At 47.3% G+C, this 16,788-nt stretch carries 13 protein-coding genes; 6 read left to right on the top strand and 7 right to left on the bottom strand.

Features of this window, described 5'->3' with window-relative positions; translation table 11 throughout:
* Positions 1–68: 68 nt before the first annotated feature.
* Positions 69–1,754 (bottom strand): aspartate:alanine antiporter, encoded by a 1,686-nt coding sequence (locus BCT27_RS07710; protein ID WP_017017574.1) that lies wholly within the window; start codon positions 1,752–1,754, stop codon positions 69–71.
* A 296-nt stretch (positions 1,755–2,050) separates the two neighbouring features.
* Complete coding sequence (locus BCT27_RS07705) at positions 2,051–2,317, bottom strand: GrxA family glutaredoxin (protein WP_017011768.1); 267 nt, start codon at positions 2,315–2,317, stop codon at positions 2,051–2,053.
* Positions 2,318–2,631: 314 nt separating this feature from the next.
* On the opposite strand from BCT27_RS07705, the gene BCT27_RS07700 reads away from it, so the two are divergent.
* From BCT27_RS07700 to BCT27_RS07685, 4 genes are all read left to right on the top strand, one after another.
* Positions 2,632–3,813, top strand: a complete 1,182-nt coding sequence (locus BCT27_RS07700; protein WP_102391701.1) for an iron-containing alcohol dehydrogenase — start codon at positions 2,632–2,634, stop codon at positions 3,811–3,813.
* Positions 3,814–3,923: 110 nt separating this feature from the next.
* The gene (nfsA, locus tag BCT27_RS07695; protein ID WP_102395468.1) at positions 3,924–4,646 is read left to right on the top strand and encodes an oxygen-insensitive NADPH nitroreductase; all 723 of its coding nucleotides are present in this window, start codon (positions 3,924–3,926) and stop codon (positions 4,644–4,646) included.
* A gap of 423 nt (positions 4,647–5,069) precedes the next feature.
* The gene (locus BCT27_RS07690; protein WP_102395467.1) at positions 5,070–6,287 is read left to right on the top strand and encodes an L-lactate MFS transporter; all 1,218 of its coding nucleotides are present in this window, start codon (positions 5,070–5,072) and stop codon (positions 6,285–6,287) included.
* A 643-nt stretch (positions 6,288–6,930) separates the two neighbouring features.
* Positions 6,931–7,515, top strand: a complete 585-nt coding sequence (locus tag BCT27_RS07685; RefSeq protein ID WP_017011775.1) for an RNA polymerase sigma factor — start codon at positions 6,931–6,933, stop codon at positions 7,513–7,515.
* A gap of 147 nt (positions 7,516–7,662) precedes the next feature.
* On the opposite strand, the gene BCT27_RS07680 is transcribed toward BCT27_RS07685, so the two are convergent.
* The 4 genes from BCT27_RS07680 to pabB form a co-directional block, all read right to left on the bottom strand.
* On the bottom strand, positions 7,663–9,024 hold the full coding sequence (locus tag BCT27_RS07680) for an L-serine ammonia-lyase (protein WP_074928719.1): 1,362 nt from the start codon (positions 9,022–9,024) through the stop codon (positions 7,663–7,665).
* A 196-nt stretch (positions 9,025–9,220) separates the two neighbouring features.
* A complete protein-coding gene (locus BCT27_RS07675; RefSeq protein ID WP_102318385.1) occupies positions 9,221–10,489 on the bottom strand; it encodes a serine/threonine transporter in 1,269 nt (422 codons plus the stop codon).
* A 243-nt stretch (positions 10,490–10,732) separates the two neighbouring features.
* On the bottom strand, positions 10,733–11,425 hold the full coding sequence (locus tag BCT27_RS07670) for a CoA pyrophosphatase (protein WP_017010844.1): 693 nt from the start codon (positions 11,423–11,425) through the stop codon (positions 10,733–10,735).
* 87 nt (positions 11,426–11,512) lie between these two features.
* Entirely contained in the window at positions 11,513–12,910 is a 1,398-nt protein-coding gene (gene pabB / locus BCT27_RS07665; RefSeq protein ID WP_102395466.1) for an aminodeoxychorismate synthase component I, read from the bottom strand.
* A gap of 492 nt (positions 12,911–13,402) precedes the next feature.
* Between pabB and BCT27_RS07660 the strand changes: the two genes are divergently transcribed.
* The gene (locus BCT27_RS07660) at positions 13,403–14,917 is read left to right on the top strand and encodes a fumarate hydratase (RefSeq protein WP_102318388.1); all 1,515 of its coding nucleotides are present in this window, start codon (positions 13,403–13,405) and stop codon (positions 14,915–14,917) included.
* Between the two features lie 69 nt (positions 14,918–14,986).
* Here the strand turns inward: BCT27_RS07660 and BCT27_RS07655 are convergent, their stop codons facing one another.
* Positions 14,987–15,949 (bottom strand): integron integrase, encoded by a 963-nt coding sequence (locus tag BCT27_RS07655; protein ID WP_102395465.1) that lies wholly within the window; start codon positions 15,947–15,949, stop codon positions 14,987–14,989.
* A 233-nt stretch (positions 15,950–16,182) separates the two neighbouring features.
* Here BCT27_RS07655 and BCT27_RS07650 point away from each other — a divergent pair, with 233 nt between their 5' ends.
* Complete coding sequence (locus BCT27_RS07650) at positions 16,183–16,512, top strand: hypothetical protein (protein ID WP_102395464.1); 330 nt, start codon at positions 16,183–16,185, stop codon at positions 16,510–16,512.
* Positions 16,513–16,788 lie beyond the last annotated feature (276 nt).

Genomic DNA, 16,788 nt, shown 5'->3' with positions numbered 1-16,788 from the left:
TAAAAAAATTCAGCGAACAGTGTAACGCTGTTCGCTGAATCTTGGCTGACTATTGATTCGATTCTCGATCAGAACAGAATAACGAGCAGCGTACCTGCGAAGGTCAATAATACGTTGGCGATGGCGTAGGTACCCGCATAACCCAGGGCGGGCACTGTGCTGCGTGCATGTTGGTTGATCATGTCCATGGCAGGTGCACAGGTACGCGCACCGATAATGGCACCGAACAACAATGCACGGTTCATCTTAAGCACGTACGCGCCCACGAGATACGCGAGGATAACAGGCACAACACTGACAGCCAGCGCGCCAAACATGATGGTAAAGCCCATCTGTTGCAGGTACTCCCAAAGGTTACCACCTGCGCTTAGGCCTACGCCGACCATAAAGGTCATCAAACCAAGTTCTTTCACCATGTTGATCGCGCCTTGCGGCACGTAACCAAATGTTGGGTGGTTCGCACGTAAGAAGCCGAGCAAAATGCCTGCAATCAGTAGGCCGGAAGCATTACCCAGCCCGAGTGTCATTTGGCCGAACGTCATGGTGATCAAACCAAAAATCAGACCGAAAATGAAGAAAGAACAGAACGCCAACATGTCAGAAACCTGACTGTGGATTGAGATAAAACCAATGCGTTCTGCCAGTCCCATTACGCGGCGTTTTTCGCCACTGACTTGTAACACGTCCCCTTTAGAAAGCAGGATGTTGTGGTCCATTGGCATTTCAATCTGTGCACGGACAACACGGTTCAAGAAACAGCCGTATTCAGACAGGTTCAGATCAGACAATCGTTTACCAATGATGCTGTCATTCTTTACGACGATTTCTTCTTCAACCACGCGTAAATCAAGCAAGTCACGGTCGAAAACTTCTTTGCCGTTTCGGAATGAAGGATCAAGACGCGCGTGGCTGTCTGGGTAGCCCACCAATGCGATTTCATCGCCTTCTTGCAAGATAGCGTCACCATCTGGGTTCGCCAGAATGCCGTTGCGTCGAATGCGTTCTATGTAACAACCAGTCTGACGATAAATACCCAACTCACGGAGGTTGCGTCCATCGACCCAATTGATGAGCTCCGGCCCTACGCGATAGGCGCGAATGATAGGCAAATAGACTTTACGCTGTGAAGACGACCCTAAACCGCGTTCCATAGTGATTTGTTGCGCGGAATGCTCGAGGTTTTCTTTTTGCAGTTTTGGCATCAAGTTGGCGAGAAGAATCAAGCTCACCAAGCCCACTAAGTACGCGAGGGCGTAACCGACACTTAAGTTGTCAATCATCGCGGCGATTTGTTGGGGGGAGTAATCCATTCCAGCGAGGCCAGCATTGAGCGCATCTTTTGCACCCACTAACACTGGGGTTGCTGTCATTGCTCCCGCCATCATGCCGGTTGCAATGCTGCCGTCGACACCGAATTGATACTGCATCAACAGCGTGATGCCGATGGATGCACTCAACACCGTGAACGCAAGGATCAAATAGGATTTACCGTCTCGGAAGAAAATGCCGAAGAAGTTAGGTCCCGCTTCAATGCCCACACAGAAAATGAACAGCATGAAACCAATGTTTAGCGCTTCAGGGCTAAAACTAAACCCCGCGTGACCAAAACTCAGGGCGGTGACGAGCACGCCGATGGAGTTGCCGAATTGGAAACCACCAATTCTAATTTTGCCAATGGCTAAACCAATAGCGAGAACAACGAAGAGCAAAAGAATATCGTTTTGTACGAGCAGGTTGTAGACGTCTATGTTCACTGAACCGTAATCCGCGTGCGGGGAAAGGGAAATTCTGGACGGGCATTATACGCATTTTGGATGATTTGTAATGGAAAGTTGCGGTAATTTTGGCATTTTATTTCAGAGGCTTGTCAGAGTTTGGACAGTTGTTTGTGGGTTTGAAAAAAGTATTGGTTTTTGTGCTGATTTTTAACGAAAAAAGCCAGCGGTTACGCTGACTTTTGTATGAGTGTTTGCACGCGTTGTGTCTATTTTCTGATGGGAGAAGTAGACGCGCGTTTTATAGCAATACGAACCCGTTGTATGGATCCAAATTACTCGTTGTACAGACCCAGGTTTGCTTTTGCATACGCTTCGAATTCTGTAAAACCACCAACGTGTTCTTGGTCAACAAAAATCTGTGGAACAGTTTCCACTGGCTTACCAACCGTTTTTTCTAGGTCGGCTTTGCTGATGCCTTCAGCATGAATATCAACATAGCGGTAGTTGAAATCATCGCGCTCAGCTTTCAGTTTGTCGGAAAGATCTTTTGCGCGAACACAGAAAGGGCAACCTGGACGACCAAAAATAACAACGAACATACCTAGAATCCTATTTTCATAATCAATGGTGAGAGATATCAGCCACCAACACATCCTGTGTTTGGTCTATCTCTGAAAGTTGTGATTACTATGCCTCAAGCTCAAAGAAGAGAAAAGAAGGTTTTGTCTCTTAATTCGATAGAGGTTGCCTATCAATGCGTGTTGTCCTCTTTTTGACGCACCGTCGAGATGTGATGACATCGACACAAGCGAAACACAATGCCCAATGAACAAGCGAATCCTGCGTTGAATCAAGATGCTACGGAAAAGGTTGAGTGATGCTGGTCGGCAGATGTTTTTGAAAAGGAAGAGCCATGTTTCAATTCATGACGGCGACAAGGATTATTTTCGGTGAGGGCGCGTTAAGTCATTCCCTCTCAATGCTCAATCAATTTGGTTACAGCGCCTTAGTGGTGACAGGCAAAGATGAGCAACGTGCAGCCCCGTTGCTGGGTTATTTGAAACAGCAGGGAATGCGCTACCAACAACTCTCTGTGCACGGCGAGCCGCTCATCGCAATGGTCGAAGAAATGGCCGCGGCAGGACGAGTGTTTAAACCTGACATGGTGATTGCAGTGGGCGGTGGCAGTGTGATGGATGTAGGTAAAGCCTTATCGGCACTCATTCCTAACCAAGGTAGCGTTTACGATTATGTAGAAGTGGTGGGGCGCGCGCTGCCATTGACCGCCAAGCCATTGCCTTGTATTGCCGTACCGACCACGGCAGGCACAGGGTCGGAAGTGACGCGCAATGCGGTGCTTATTTCTGCGCAAGAAAACGTCAAGGCAGCGCTGCGCAGTACAGACCTGATCCCCGACATGGCGATCATTGACCCCACATTAACGTACGGCACAGACAAAGAACTGTCTGCACGCTGCGGCATGGATGCGTTTACACATTTGATGGAAGCCTATGTGTGTGGTGATCCAAACCCGCTTACGGACATGGTGTGTGAAGAAGGTTTACGCCGTTTAGCGCCCGCCATTATTCACGCCTGTGAAGAAGATGACCCGAAAGCACGCGCTGACATGGCGTTTGCTTCTATGCTGGGTGGCATGGCGCAATCCAATGCCAAACTGGGTGCAGCTCATGGCCTGGCAGCCGCCCTTGGCGGTATGTTGGATGCTCCGCATGGCGCAATCACTGCGCAACTTGCGCCATATGTTATGGCGGAAAACATTTTGGCAGCACGCGAAGCAGGGCGCATTACGCTGCTGAACCGTTATCGCCAATTAGCGGTCATTCTCACGGGAAGACAGAACGCAGAGCCAAGCGATGGCATTGTGTGGGTACAACGCACCTTGAAGCGCCTCGGCCTGCCGTTACTCACAGAGTTGGGGTTGTGTGAGACCTTATTTGACGATGTCGCTTCAACGGCGATGCGTTCGAGTTCAATTAAAGGAAACCCTTTGCCATTGAGTAAAGACAGGCTAGTGCACATTCTTGAGCGAGTTTGTCAGTCGGAAAGCGTTGCTGAAGAAGCCGACCCATATTGATATCAATGAGATATGGGTTGTGATCCAAACGGGTACCTTGCGTACCCGTTTTGCTTTTTACGGTGTAATTGCAGAATATTAACGTTCTACAAAGGAACTGAGAGTTTTCTATGAACGACGTCATTAATGCCTTACTTGCCCACCGTTCTATCCGTAAGTTCAATGATCAACCGATATCTGATGAACAGCGCAACGCAATTTTAGATTGTGCGAGAGCCGCTTCGACCTCAAGTTTCATTCAGTGCACAAGTGTCATTCGCGTTGTTGATCAGGAAAAGCGTCGTTTGCTGGCTGAATACGCAGGCGGACAGCCTTATGTTGCCGAGGCTGCTGAGTTTTTCGTATGGTGCGCCGATTTCAATCGCCACTTGCAGATCAAGCCAGATGCAAAGCTGGGTTTTGCTGAACAGACCTTGATCGGTGCAATAGACGGCGCATTGGCTGCGCAAAACGCGTTAGCGGCAGCGGAATCGTTAGGGTTAGGGGGTGTATATATTGGGGGGCTTAGAAACAACCCCGAGAAAGTGAGTGAATTGCTCGGACTGCCGATGCATGTGATCCCTTTGTTTGGTTTGTGCCTGGGGCATCCAGCACAAGATCCCGAGGTGAAACCGCGCTTACCTTCATCTTTATATATACATGAAGATACCTATCAGTTGATGGATGACGACACATTAGTATCCTACGACCAAACCATTCGTGAATACTATCGAACGCGCACGGGTGGCAATAAAGCAATGAGCTGGAGCGATCAAATTTCTGGCACGTTAGATAAAGAAGCGCGCCCCTTTATGAAAGCGTTTTTAGAAAGCAAAGGTTTCAGTACGCGTTAGCCGTTGCTCAATCGGTATTGATTCACTAATGAAACACCGTCTTTGAAATAATTTGCAGATGGGTTGTGATCTATCAGCCCATCTGAATCATCTTTTGTTACTGCGGCTGGTAACAGATGTGTCTACCTGTAAAAGAGTGTGTATTGCAACGAAGCCTTTATTAAACAAGGGTTTCGTCGCATTTCCTTCCGTGCATCATGTTTGGCCATTTACACTTCTCGTTTGTTTTTTCGCCAAATAAGCAACTATTTTGACCCTGATCAAAAGTAGATTTTGATCACATTGAGATTCCTTGATAGACTCCGCGCGCTTTGGTTGTTCTCAAACTATTTTGAACATTTCCAAAAATATTTTATTTCGTGGGTGACGCGCTTCTTTGATTGTCGTGACACCTTGTGATTTGTGAGTCTATTGAGTCGTAAGATGAAAAAAATGAACAAAGCTGCAGGCATTTTGGCTGCTGGTTTCTTTATCAATATGTGTATTGGTATTCTGTACGCATGGTCTGTATTTAAGCAGTCATTGGTAGAGCAAGGCTGGTCAAACGCTGATGCATCTATGCCTTACACCGTCGCAACTATCTGTTTTGCGCTTTCTTTGCTAGTGGCGGGTAACCTTCAAGATCGCATGGGTCCACGTAAAGTGTTGATCCTAGGCACCGTGATGGTCGGTCTTGGCATGATCGTTTCAAGCTTTGCTGATTCTCCTATGACTCTGCTACTGAGCTTTGGCTTGGTAACAGGTTGTGGTATCGGTTTCGGTTACGCATGTCTTGCACCAGCGGCAATGAAGTGGTTTCACCCTTCTAAGAAAGGTCTGGTTAACGGTCTTATCGCTGCGGGCTTTGGTCTGGCTGCGGTTTACCTTGCACCACTGACGTCAATGCTGATCAATACTTACGGCATCCAAACCAGCTTCTTAATCCTAGGTGTGGGCATTTTGGTTATCGCTGTTCCATTGGCGTTAACGATCAACAATCCACCGGCTGACTACACACCAGAAACGCCTGCAGGCTACGTTGCGAAAAGCGGCGCTGCTAATGCTGACATGGGCTGGCGTGAAATGATGAAGACACCACAGTTTTACTCACTGTGGCTGATGTACGCATTGGCGTCTTCTGCAGGTCTGATGATCATTGGTAACATTACCTCTATCGCTATCAACCAGTCTGATTTGACCCAAGTTGCATTCCTTGTTGTTGTACTTGCTATCTTCAACTCAGGTGGCCGTGTTGCTGCTGGTATCTTGTCTGACAAGATCGGTGGTATCAAAACGCTGATGATTGCGTTCATCATGCAAGGCATCAACATGATGATGTTTGCAACGTACCAAACTGAGTTCACTCTGATGGTAGGTGCTGCGGTTGCTGGTGTGGGTTACGGTACGCTTCTGGCGGTATTCCCATCTATCACTGCTGATTACTACGGTCTGAAAAACTACGGTGGTAACTACGGCGTGCTATACACCGCTTGGGGTGTAAGTGGCTTCATCGGTCCAGTTGTTGCGGCTACCGCAGTAGACATGACCGGTAACTACGTCATGGCATACACCATCTGTGCAGCGATGCTGGCAGTGGCTGTTGTTCTGTCATTCGTGACGAAGCCAGTTGGCGCAGTAGTAGCGAAAAAAGCAACGGCTTAATTGCTGACGCGATACGCATTCAGAAAGCCCGCTATATATAGCGGGCTTTTTTTATGGCTGAAATTCAGTAAGTGCGGAGCAAGCAAGGTGGGAACAAAGAGGCTGCCGAGATGCGAAACCGAAGTTAGAGGCAGAAGTTAGAGGCTTAGGTTAGAGGCAGAGGTTCGACATATTGCTATGTGAAGGTTAGCGGGGAAGCTTGAATGCGTGGCTAAGCAGAGCACTAGGAAAGAGGATTGAATAGGCTCACTCATTGAATGCCATATGATTTAATATTTTTAATGCACCTTGTTGCATTTATATGGCTATTTCCCCAAAACAAAAATGGCTAAAAAAACACCCATTATCGTCTCTCGTTGTATAAGAATATGGTGGTCAGACCTGCGGCCAGTTTTGATAATGTGTGTCAGCGGTGAGAAATACACTATCTGGTTGAATGCACAAAAATTGTAGGGTAATTGAACGGCGTTCGATAATGATGTTTGTAAGTTGTTGATTAAAAAACGCTGTTCAATATTTTTTTGAAAACGCGTGTTTAAATTGCCCAAAAATCTGTCAGTTTTGAATAGAAAACACTGTTTGATTGTTGATCTTGGTTTGGCTAGGTTGAGTGCACCACTCGAATACCAGGAGGGTATTAATCATGCATTCAGTGGATTCAAACTGTCTCAACAGTGAGCGTGAACAGATAGCGAAGATTCAGGCGGGGGACCCATTAGCTCGCCACTATTTTGACCAAGTGGTCGCTCGTTATCTTTCACCATTACATCGTCGATGCATGGCGTGGCTGGGTTGTTCTTATGATGCGGATGACGTATTGCAAGAGACCCTTGTTCGTAGCTACCGCTACATCCACGCCTACCGCGGCGAAGCGGCATTCAGAAGTTGGTTATATGCAATTGCAGACAATCAATGCAGAAGCTATTTAAAGAAACGTGCTACACACCATCAGCGTTTCATTTCGGAAGAGCAATCAGAAGAGCAGGGCAGTGAAGAAGTGTGTCCCGTTGCTGCAGAGCAACAAGGCATCGCCAACACTGTTCGAAACTTGGCAAAGACGGCACAAGAGATACTCGTACTGCGTTTTGAGCACGATTTATCCCTTGAAGAAATCAGCCAAGTGCTTGGACTGGGGCTTAGTGCAACCAAGATGCGCCTTTATCGCGCGATAGACGCTGCAGAGCGGCATGTCGTGAAAGAAGAAGAACGTATGTTGGCCACCGCTTGAAATGAAAAGTGATGGATAAAAGAAACCCGCCAATCGGCGGGTTTCTTTTTTTCTGGTGAGTTCACGAGGTATTCGCGTTGTCGCCAGAGTCGATATCGTTGCCAGAGTCGATATCGTTGCCAGAGACTATGAATTCGTTACTGCGTATTAGCAGATAACTTTGATTGCCAGACCGCCCTGAGACGTCTCACGGTACTTCGCATTCATGTCTTTGCCGGTTTCCAGCATGGTTTCGATCACTTTGTCCAACGACACACGCGGCTCAGACGAGCGACGAAGCGCCATACGCGTTGAGTTGATCGCTTTCATTGCCGCAATGCCGTTACGCTCGATACACGGCACCTGAACCTGACCTGCAACTGGGTCACACGTTAGACCTAGGTTGTGCTCCATGCCGATTTCAGCCGCGATACACACTTGCTGTGCGCTACCGCCCATCAACTCAGCCAGACCTGCAGCCGCCATAGAACACGCCACGCCAACTTCACCCTGACAGCCCACTTCTGCGCCAGAGATAGAGGCATTCTGCTTGTACAAGCCGCCAATTGCGCCAGATACCGCAAAGTAACGCATGTATTCACGTGGACCTACGTTCTGAATGAACTTGTCGTAGTACGCCAATACCGCAGGGATGATGCCACACGCGCCATTGGTTGGTGCTGTTACAACACGGCCACCGGCAGCGTTTTCTTCATTCACAGCAAAGGCAAACATGTTTACCCAGTCAACCACTGCCATTGGGTCGTTTGAGAACTTCTCAGACGCAATAAGCTGTTGGCGAAGAGCCGCAGCACGACGTGGAACACGCAGTGGACCAGGCAGCACGCCTTCATTGTTCATACCGCGGTCTAAACATTCGCGCATGGTGCGCCAGATGTTACCGAAGTACGTTTGAATTTCGTCTTCTGAGTGCATAGCACGCATGTTAGACATGACAACTGCGCTGATAGACAAACCGGTTTCTTTACAATGTGTCAGCAGCTCTTCTGCGCTGTTGAAATCGTAAGGGACTTTGATTTTGTTTTCGTCTTCTTTGCCGAAGTTCTCTTCATCAACGATGAAGCCACCGCCGATAGAGTAATAGGTTTTGGTGTAGATCTTTTCTTCACCGACCCACGCGTGGATTTCCATACCATTTTCGTGCAAAGGCAGGTTCGACGTGTGGAAGTTCATGCCGCCGTCGCGTGGGAAATCGACAGTGTGGCAATGCATACCAACAGGCATACGCTCGGTTTCTTCAACACGTGCGATAAAGCCTGGAATGCTGTCGATATCAACGTGTTCTGGGGTGTTACCCGCAAGACCCATGATGATAGCAACATCGGTGTGGTGGCCTTTACCTGTCAGAGACAGAGAGCCGTATACGTCAACGGTGATTTTTGTTACATCACGCAGTTTTTCCATACTGCGCAAATCGTCGATGAAAGACTTACCCGCTTTCATTGGGCCCACAGTGTGTGAGCTAGATGGGCCTACGCCGATTTTAAAGATGTCAAAAACACTGATCATTTGTCATACCTCAGTCAATGCGCGCGGTTTACATTAAGCGCGCATTTGGATTTATTCTTAAATAGTTATCCATCCGTGGAGGCGACCAGATTCAGAGCAGGAAAGGAATTCCATGGCTCGTGATTGGAAAGCAAAAAAGAGCAAGGTCATTAGAGAATCCTTGCTCTTTTACAGGTCGGCTAGTTTACACGAAATTTTACGATACGAAACTGTACATAATCGCTGAAATTGCTACCGCACCCATGAAGGTCACGAAGATGTTGCTGGCTTTGCCGCCATACTTCTTCATTGCAGGCACTTTCTTGATTGCGTACATCGGCATGATGAACAGAATCGTCGCAATAATAGGGCCGCCCAGTGACTCGATCATACCCAGAATGCTTGGGTTGATGGTCGCAACAATCCAGCTTGTGATAATCACAAACGCAACAGTGAACATGTCGATTTTCTTCAGGTTAACTGTTTTATTGCGTGAACGTAGTTGCTTGATGATCAAACCGTTCAGACCTTCACGTGCACCCATGTAGTGACCGAAGAAAGAAGAAACGATAGCAACGAACGCAACGACAGGACCCAAGTAAGAAATGAATGGGCTTTCGTGCTTGTTCGCAAGGTATGACAGTACTGCCAAGTTCTGCGCTTTTGCTTCAGCAAGGTCAGCAGGCGTTAGGCTCAGTACGCAAGAGAACACGAACAGCATAACGAAACCAAGTAGCATGCCCGCAGTGCGGAACAAGATTTGGTTTGATTTGCGCTCAGCGTTGTCGCCGTATTCACGTGTTTGTGCCATAGAGAATGCAGAAATTGCAGGGCTATGGTTAAACGCGAACACCAATACAGGGATAGAGATCCAGATAGTTGTCATGAAATCACCTGCGGTTGGAATTTGCTGCAGCGCAGACGTGTTCCAATCAGGGATCAGGTAGATAGACATGAACAGCAGGATAGCAACCAGTGGGTAAACCAAGAACTGCGTGACTTTCAGCATCAGTTTTTCACCCGCAAGCATGACAGACATCATACCCAGGATAAGAACGATAGACAGAACGGCACGTGGCAGTGATTCCATGCCAAGTTGGTTCACCATGAAAGAATCAACCGTGTTGGTGATACCAACGCCGTAAATCAGAACGATCGGGTAAATCGCGAAAAAGTACAGAAGAGTGATGAGTTTACCCGCGGTCGCGCCGAAGTGTTCTTCAACAACTTCAGTGATGTCGCTTCCAGGTTTTTTAGAAGACAGTACAAAACGTGCTAGGCCACGGTGAGCGAAGTACGTCATTGGGCCAACAAGCAGCGCCAAAGCAACCAGCGGCCAGAATCCGTTTAAGCCAGCATTGATTGGAAGGAAAAGAATACCTGCACCTACCGCTGTTCCGAACAGAGATAGCATCCAAGTTGTATCTTGCGCAGACCATTTCATTTTGGCAGCGCTTGAAGTTGTGGTGGATTGGGTGGTTTGCATCGTTTAATCACCAAAAAAATACGTAACGGATCATAGTCGACGCGTATTGTTTACATATTTGCATTTTAAACTGTGATTAAGATCACTTTTCTATGTAAATGTAAGGAGGCCGAAAGAATATTTTTTGTTACGCGCTATCGCTTTTTTATCGTTTAAAAACGATGTTTAATAGCCTAAAAATAATTTTAAATTATCAACAAATGTTAGCGTTTTAAGGGCGAAAAAGCGGAGTGAGATTTGGCATCAATGAAGGTGAAGTTGCTGGCTCAGTGTATGGAGAATTTGCGCCGTCACCCCCCAAATTAAGTGCTCTTGGTAGGTCATGGCATAAATGTCGTACGTTTTTCCACGCACCAAAAACGGTTGTTTGGCGATGGCGTTGCGTCTCATGAATTGGGCAAGTGGTACTTCAAATAGGCAGTCCACTTCGTTTGCATCAATCACCGCCTCATAATCCGCGTCAACAAAGGCGATCACGGGTGTGACCAAGTAGCCGCTAACCGTCGGCAGCGGGGCTAAACAGCCAAGAAGGTTGTCTCGCGTCGTCGATACGCCGATCTCTTCTTCCATTTCTCGAATCGCGGTTTCAACAATGTCTTTGTCTGATCTTTCCACCTTGCCGCCGGGGAAGCTGATTTGCCCAGGGTGATGCTTCAAATGCATCGCTCTTTTGGTGAGCAATACCTGTAACTCGCCATTGCGCTCAGCAAGGGCGATCATTACCGCGGCTTCTCGAAGTTCAGTGGTGTTGTTTTGCATGAAGGCATCACGAGCGCGCTGTAACACACGCTCATCATAATTGTTACAAGGACTTAGGCTAAATCGTTGTACAAGCCAGTGACGGGATAGGGGGCGCATAGGGTTCTGGCGAGTGCATCGCTGCAGTACCTCTAAGGTTAACGGTTCATCGTTTTCCATCCCTGGCGTTTTTAACATGATTTCCTTTCCATATGTGTTCATCAAAGCGCTGCGTCAACAAAGCACCGGATTTGCCGCGGGGTGAAAACCTAATGCGACGGCGTGCTACGCAGAAAGAACGGGTAAAATCTTACTCAGTTTATCGAGTGTTTCTTGGTATTCCGATGCGGCTTCGCTGTCAGCAACCACTGCACCGCCAGCCCAAGCGTAAATACGCTGTTTGTGACACACCAAGGTACGAATGGTGATGCTCGTGTCCATGGTGCCACAACGGCTGAGATAGCCAATGCTGCCGCAATAGATGGTGCGACGGTGGGGTTCTAATTCTTCAATGATTTCCATTGCGCGCACTTTCGGTGCGCCAGTGATTGAACCACCAGGGAAACATGCTCTGAGCAAATCAATGGCATGCGCGTTGTCAGCCAAGGTTCCCGTTACAGTACTGACTAGATGATGGACGGCCGGAAACGTCTCGATATTGAAAAGTTTAGGCACATTTACCGAACCCGGCGAGGCCACGCGGCCAATATCATTCCGCAACAGGTCCACAATCATCAAATTTTCCGCGCGATCTTTTTCTGCGGTGAGCAAGTCTTCTATCTTTTCGGCGTCTTCAGACGGCGTTTTGCCGCGGGGCCTTGTTCCTTTTATCGGCTTGGTTTCGATTTCTTTACCGTGCAATTGCAAAAAGCGTTCTGGCGACACGGACAACATCGCCGCGTTATCTAATCGCAAGAAGCCCGAGAAAGGTGCGCCATTGTTTTCTGCCAAGCGTTGATAAGCCTCCCATTCACTGCCTTGATAGGGGGCTTCAAAGCGCTGCGCAAGGTTGATTTGGTAGCAATCCCCCGACATCAAATAGGCTTGCACCGCATCGAATTTGTTCTCATAGCTCTCTGGCGTCATGTTGGCTTGCCAACCGTCAGTGAGCGAAAACGACGCAGGGTTTTTGTCTTGTTCAGATGATGAAGACGTTAAAGGCGATTGTTGGGCATTCAGCCACGCCCAGCGATCTTGTCCTTCAGGCTGGATCAGCACCAATTTCTGTTCTTTATGATCTGCAATCAACGCCCAATCATACATGCCGATTGCCATGTCAGGGATCGCAATGTCGTTGTCAGCAAGGGTCGGTAGCGTTTCTACTTGTCGGCCCAAGTCGTAACTGAAATACCCCAGAGCACCGCCCAGAAATGGCCAAGGCGCAATCGGTTCGAGTTCCGGGAGTAATGCCTCTTGCAAACGACGGAGCACGTGGAATGGGTCGTCACTGTTGTGCTCGATGGTTTCATTCTTATCAGCGCCATCACGATAATGAATCGTGTTTTCGCCATCATCACTGCATAGCGTGGCGATAGGGTCTGCAACCAGAATATCAAAACGATTATCAGGGTGAGAAGCTGCCGCTGATTGCAACAACATTGACCAAGAATGCGCTTCAACGCGTGAAAATAGATCGGCAAGGCGAGTCGGTGAGTACTCAAAAAACTGCAGGGTGATGGGCATTCGTCTCGATTCTGTCATTTTCGTGTTTTTGTGATCGGTATTGACGCGTCTGTTGGCGCTGAATGGACCGTAAGAGTATCATAATCGCGGGTTTTATGACGAACATTCCCGCGTTGAGATTTCGCAGAATCAACGGCATTCGGGTCAAATGACGCAGATTGCACACTCTATTGTGTTTTTGCGTTATTAGAAGACGGTTTCGCTGCCTTTCTTAACGCTTTTCATCGGAATATTGTTATAAAATCGCATCAGAAAACTGCATTAACAAGGATACGTAACAGGTTGCCAAGAAAGGTGAATACACTGGGTGAATCATCCCCAACCCGCCAAAGCAGCCTACACTACCCAAATACAGAGATGTTGCAAAGGCCAGACCTTTGCGCCTTTGTGCACACAGGGTAGGTAACGAACGTTAACTGGAAGCACTGTATAGCTTGTGACTACAAACGGGCAGACAGCGCCATGGAATCTATAACAATTAAAGAGGCAATTATGACTGTCATTCGTAAGGAAGACGTCATCGACAGTGTCGCTGACGCCCTGCAGTATATTTCTTACTATCACCCTATCGATTTTGTTCAGGCGCTAGAAAAGGCGTACAACAAAGAGCAAAGCCAAGCCGCGAAAGATGCCATAGCACAAATTCTGATCAACTCACGCATGTCTGCAGAGGGCAAACGCCCAATCTGCCAAGACACAGGCATCGTGACGTGTTTCGTGAACATTGGCATGAACGTGCAATGGGAAAGTGACCTGACAGTGCAACAAATGGTGGATGAGGGTGTGCGCCGTGCGTACAACAACCCTGACAACCCATTGCGCGCATCTGTTGTTGCCGACCCAGCAGGCAAGCGCTCAAACACCAAAGACAATACACCCGCCGTTGTTCACATCAACATGGTGCCGGGCAACACGGTTGAAATCCAAATCGCAGCCAAAGGTGGCGGTTCTGAAAACAAAACCAAAATGGTGATGCTGAACCCGTCAGACGACGTGGCAGCGTGGGTAGAGAAAACACTGCCAACCATGGGTGCAGGTTGGTGTCCACCAGGCATGTTGGGCATAGGCATTGGCGGTACGGCTGAAAAAGCGGCTGTGCTGGCAAAAGAATCTCTGATGGAACACATCGACATTCAAGAGCTGATCGATCGTGGTCCTGAAAACGCAGAAGAAGAACTGCGTTTAGACATCTTCAATCGCGTGAACAAACTCGGCATTGGCGCACAAGGCCTTGGCGGTTTAACCACAGTGGTTGACGTGAAAATCAAAACCGCCCCAACACACGCCGCATCAAAGCCTGTGTGTTTGATCCCGAACTGTGCAGCAACGCGTCATGTTCACTTTACCCTTGATGGTTCAGGCCCTGCCGACCTTCAGCCACCAAAACTGGAAGAGTGGCCAGAAGTGACGTGGGAAGTGGGCGATAACGTGCGCCGCGTAAACCTTGATGAAATCAGCAAAGATGACATTCAAGAGTGGAAAACCGGCGAGACTGTACTGCTTTCAGGCAAAATCCTGACAGGTCGTGATGCGGCACATAAACGTATTCAAGAAATGTTGAACAACGGTGAAGGCTTGCCAAAAGGCGTCGACTTCAACGGACGTTTCATTTACTACGTCGGCCCTGTTGATGCAGTGGGTGATGAAGCGGTTGGCCCAGCAGGCCCAACAACGTCAACCCGTATGGACAAGTTCACCGAGATGATGCTTGGTGACACTGGTCTTATTGGTATGATTGGTAAAGCAGAACGCGGCCCTGCAACGGTTGAATCCATCAAACAGCACAAAGCGGTTTATTTGATGGCTGTTGGCGGTGCTGCTTACTTGGTAGCAAAAGCCATTAAGAAAGCCCGCGTCGTGGCCTTCGAAGATTTGGGTATGGAAGCGATCTACGAATTTGAAGTAGAAGACATGCCAGTGACCGTTGCCGTGGATTCACGCGGTGACAATGCACACCAAATCGGCCCTGATACATGGAAAGTGAAAATCGCTGAAATGGAAGATTAATTTCAACGCGATTTTAGAATTAAAAACCGCGGCTTCGGCTGCGGTTTTTTTCGTTTGAACGAAGGGGGGCTATATCCGAGACAAGGGGCTTGTGACGCCATGCGCACCATTTTGCAGTATGTGCGTGTAGATCTGAGTGGTACGAACATCTGTGTGTCCAAGTTGTGCTTGGACTGTTCGAATGTCGGCGCCAGATTGTAGTAAATGTGTCGCGAACGAATGCCTTAGCGTGTGAGGCGTCACATGCTTTTTTATTCCAACTTGAATGGCGGTTTTTCGAACCGAACGCTGGATTTGTTTTTCGTCTAGGTGGTGACGCCTTGCCAATCCACTTTCAGGGTCAATGCTGAGCTTGTTAGAAGGAAAGAGGTATTGCCAAGGAAGAGAGTGACTCTGATGTTGGTATTTTTCTCTGAGTCTATGCGGCATCCAAACGCCAGAAAATACGGGGTTCGCATTGTCTAAACTCAAGCAATATTCAGCATGCTTTATTTGTAAGCGAAGTGCGTCAAAGAGTTCAGGTGCCAATGTCACAACGCGGTTCTTTCCTCCTTTCCCATCAATGACTTTAATGCACTTATAATCAAAATCAATGTCTTGGACACGTAATCTGACGGTTTCGATAATACGCAGACCACTTCCATACATCAGTGCGCAGGGCAGATGGTGTTTGGCATCACACCCCTCTAAAAACCGTTTTATCTCTTGAGGGGTGAGCACAACAGGTAGCTTTTGCTTTTTCTGGCTTGATACAAAGTTTAGGGACTGTGATAACGGAGATTTTAAAATCTCACGATACAGATAGACCAATGAATTTAGCGCGACCGCCTGCGTATTCGCCGCCACATTTTTCCTGTTTACTAGATCACTTAAAAAAGCTTCTACATCTGTATCACCCATTGTTGATGGGTGCTTTTTATCATGGAATCGAATGTATTCAGCAATCCAATGTAGGTATGTTTTTATTGTACGTTTTGAATATCGGCGTTTGTACATTTGTTCGCTTATGGTGGTCAAAAAGAGTGATTTCATACCCATCCTTTAGCTGTGTTTTTATACAGTGATATTGCTTTTGGGGTATAATACCGACGCACGCCGTTTTGGGGTATTTCTGCGAGTTAAAACTGAGATTTTAACGATAGTTACATGAAATCAAGCTGTTACTCATTAGTAAAAATGATAGCTTGTTATTATTGGACAAAATGGTGTGTTTAATCGCCCCATTTTGGGGTTGAATACACTGTTATGTGTCAGTGGAGTGTTCTATGAGTCGAGTAATTGACCCAAGATATTTGCAACCTGAAATAGATTATATACTTGAAAGCTTTGAAACTGTTTTAGAGAGGTATAACAATTTCGGCTCTGAATTAATAACAGAGAGCATTTCAATGTTTGGAGATAATCTTGTGTTTTTAAAGGATCCCACTACAGATGATGTATGGGCATTCTGTGAAGGGCAATTTGGCTTTCAAATAGATCCTGATATTGAAATAGTGATTATTTGGCAAGACAAAATAAACTTTATTGAATTTGGTGAATGGCTTGAAACGCCAGTAAAAGATGCAATTAATCTATTAGAATCTTTACAGCGCTAGTTAAATGAGCTTACACATAACAAGCTGTTCAACTGGACAAAAAACAGCGGGCTATTTCGCTCCGCTCAATTTTAGCCCACTGCATTTTGCAAGTTAACAAGGGCGTTATCCGTCAGTTCTTCTCAGTGTTTAAGTTTGCGATGTTTGGCTAGCTAATTCCTCTCTTTGTCGCAGGCTGTTTAATCTCAAAAGGCTCATCAAACTAATCCCATACTCGATGCAAAATCATGTGGCTATCTTTGCTAAGTTGAATTCAACGCCTGTGGTTTTATCGAG

This window comes from Enterovibrio norvegicus, assembly GCF_002876705.1.
GTDB lineage: Bacteria > Pseudomonadota > Gammaproteobacteria > Enterobacterales > Vibrionaceae > Enterovibrio > Enterovibrio norvegicus_B.
The sequence above is the reverse complement of the archived record's forward strand: the minus strand, read 5'-3'. Positions and strand labels throughout refer to the sequence as shown.

What these genes read in the sequence shown, in the direction of transcription:
- BCT27_RS07680 (WP_074928719.1), bottom strand. Translation starts at nt 9,024, where the DNA reads ATGATCAGTGTTTTTGACATCTTTAAAATCGGCGTAGGCCCATCTAGC.
- BCT27_RS07685 (WP_017011775.1), top strand. Translation starts at nt 6,931, where the DNA reads ATGCATTCAGTGGATTCAAACTGTCTCAACAGTGAGCGTGAACAGATA.
- BCT27_RS07655 (WP_102395465.1), bottom strand. Translation starts at nt 15,949, where the DNA reads ATGAAATCACTCTTTTTGACCACCATAAGCGAACAAATGTACAAACGC.
- BCT27_RS07705 (WP_017011768.1), bottom strand. Translation starts at nt 2,317, where the DNA reads ATGTTCGTTGTTATTTTTGGTCGTCCAGGTTGCCCTTTCTGTGTTCGC.
- BCT27_RS07670 (WP_017010844.1), bottom strand. Translation starts at nt 11,425, where the DNA reads ATGTTAAAAACGCCAGGGATGGAAAACGATGAACCGTTAACCTTAGAG.
- BCT27_RS07660 (WP_102318388.1), top strand. Translation starts at nt 13,403, where the DNA reads ATGACTGTCATTCGTAAGGAAGACGTCATCGACAGTGTCGCTGACGCC.
- BCT27_RS07650 (WP_102395464.1), top strand. Translation starts at nt 16,183, where the DNA reads ATGAGTCGAGTAATTGACCCAAGATATTTGCAACCTGAAATAGATTAT.
- BCT27_RS07700 (WP_102391701.1), top strand. Translation starts at nt 2,632, where the DNA reads ATGTTTCAATTCATGACGGCGACAAGGATTATTTTCGGTGAGGGCGCG.
- pabB (WP_102395466.1), bottom strand. Translation starts at nt 12,910, where the DNA reads ATGCCCATCACCCTGCAGTTTTTTGAGTACTCACCGACTCGCCTTGCC.
- BCT27_RS07690 (WP_102395467.1), top strand. Translation starts at nt 5,070, where the DNA reads ATGAAAAAAATGAACAAAGCTGCAGGCATTTTGGCTGCTGGTTTCTTT.
- nfsA (WP_102395468.1), top strand. Translation starts at nt 3,924, where the DNA reads ATGAACGACGTCATTAATGCCTTACTTGCCCACCGTTCTATCCGTAAG.
- BCT27_RS07675 (WP_102318385.1), bottom strand. Translation starts at nt 10,489, where the DNA reads ATGCAAACCACCCAATCCACCACAACTTCAAGCGCTGCCAAAATGAAA.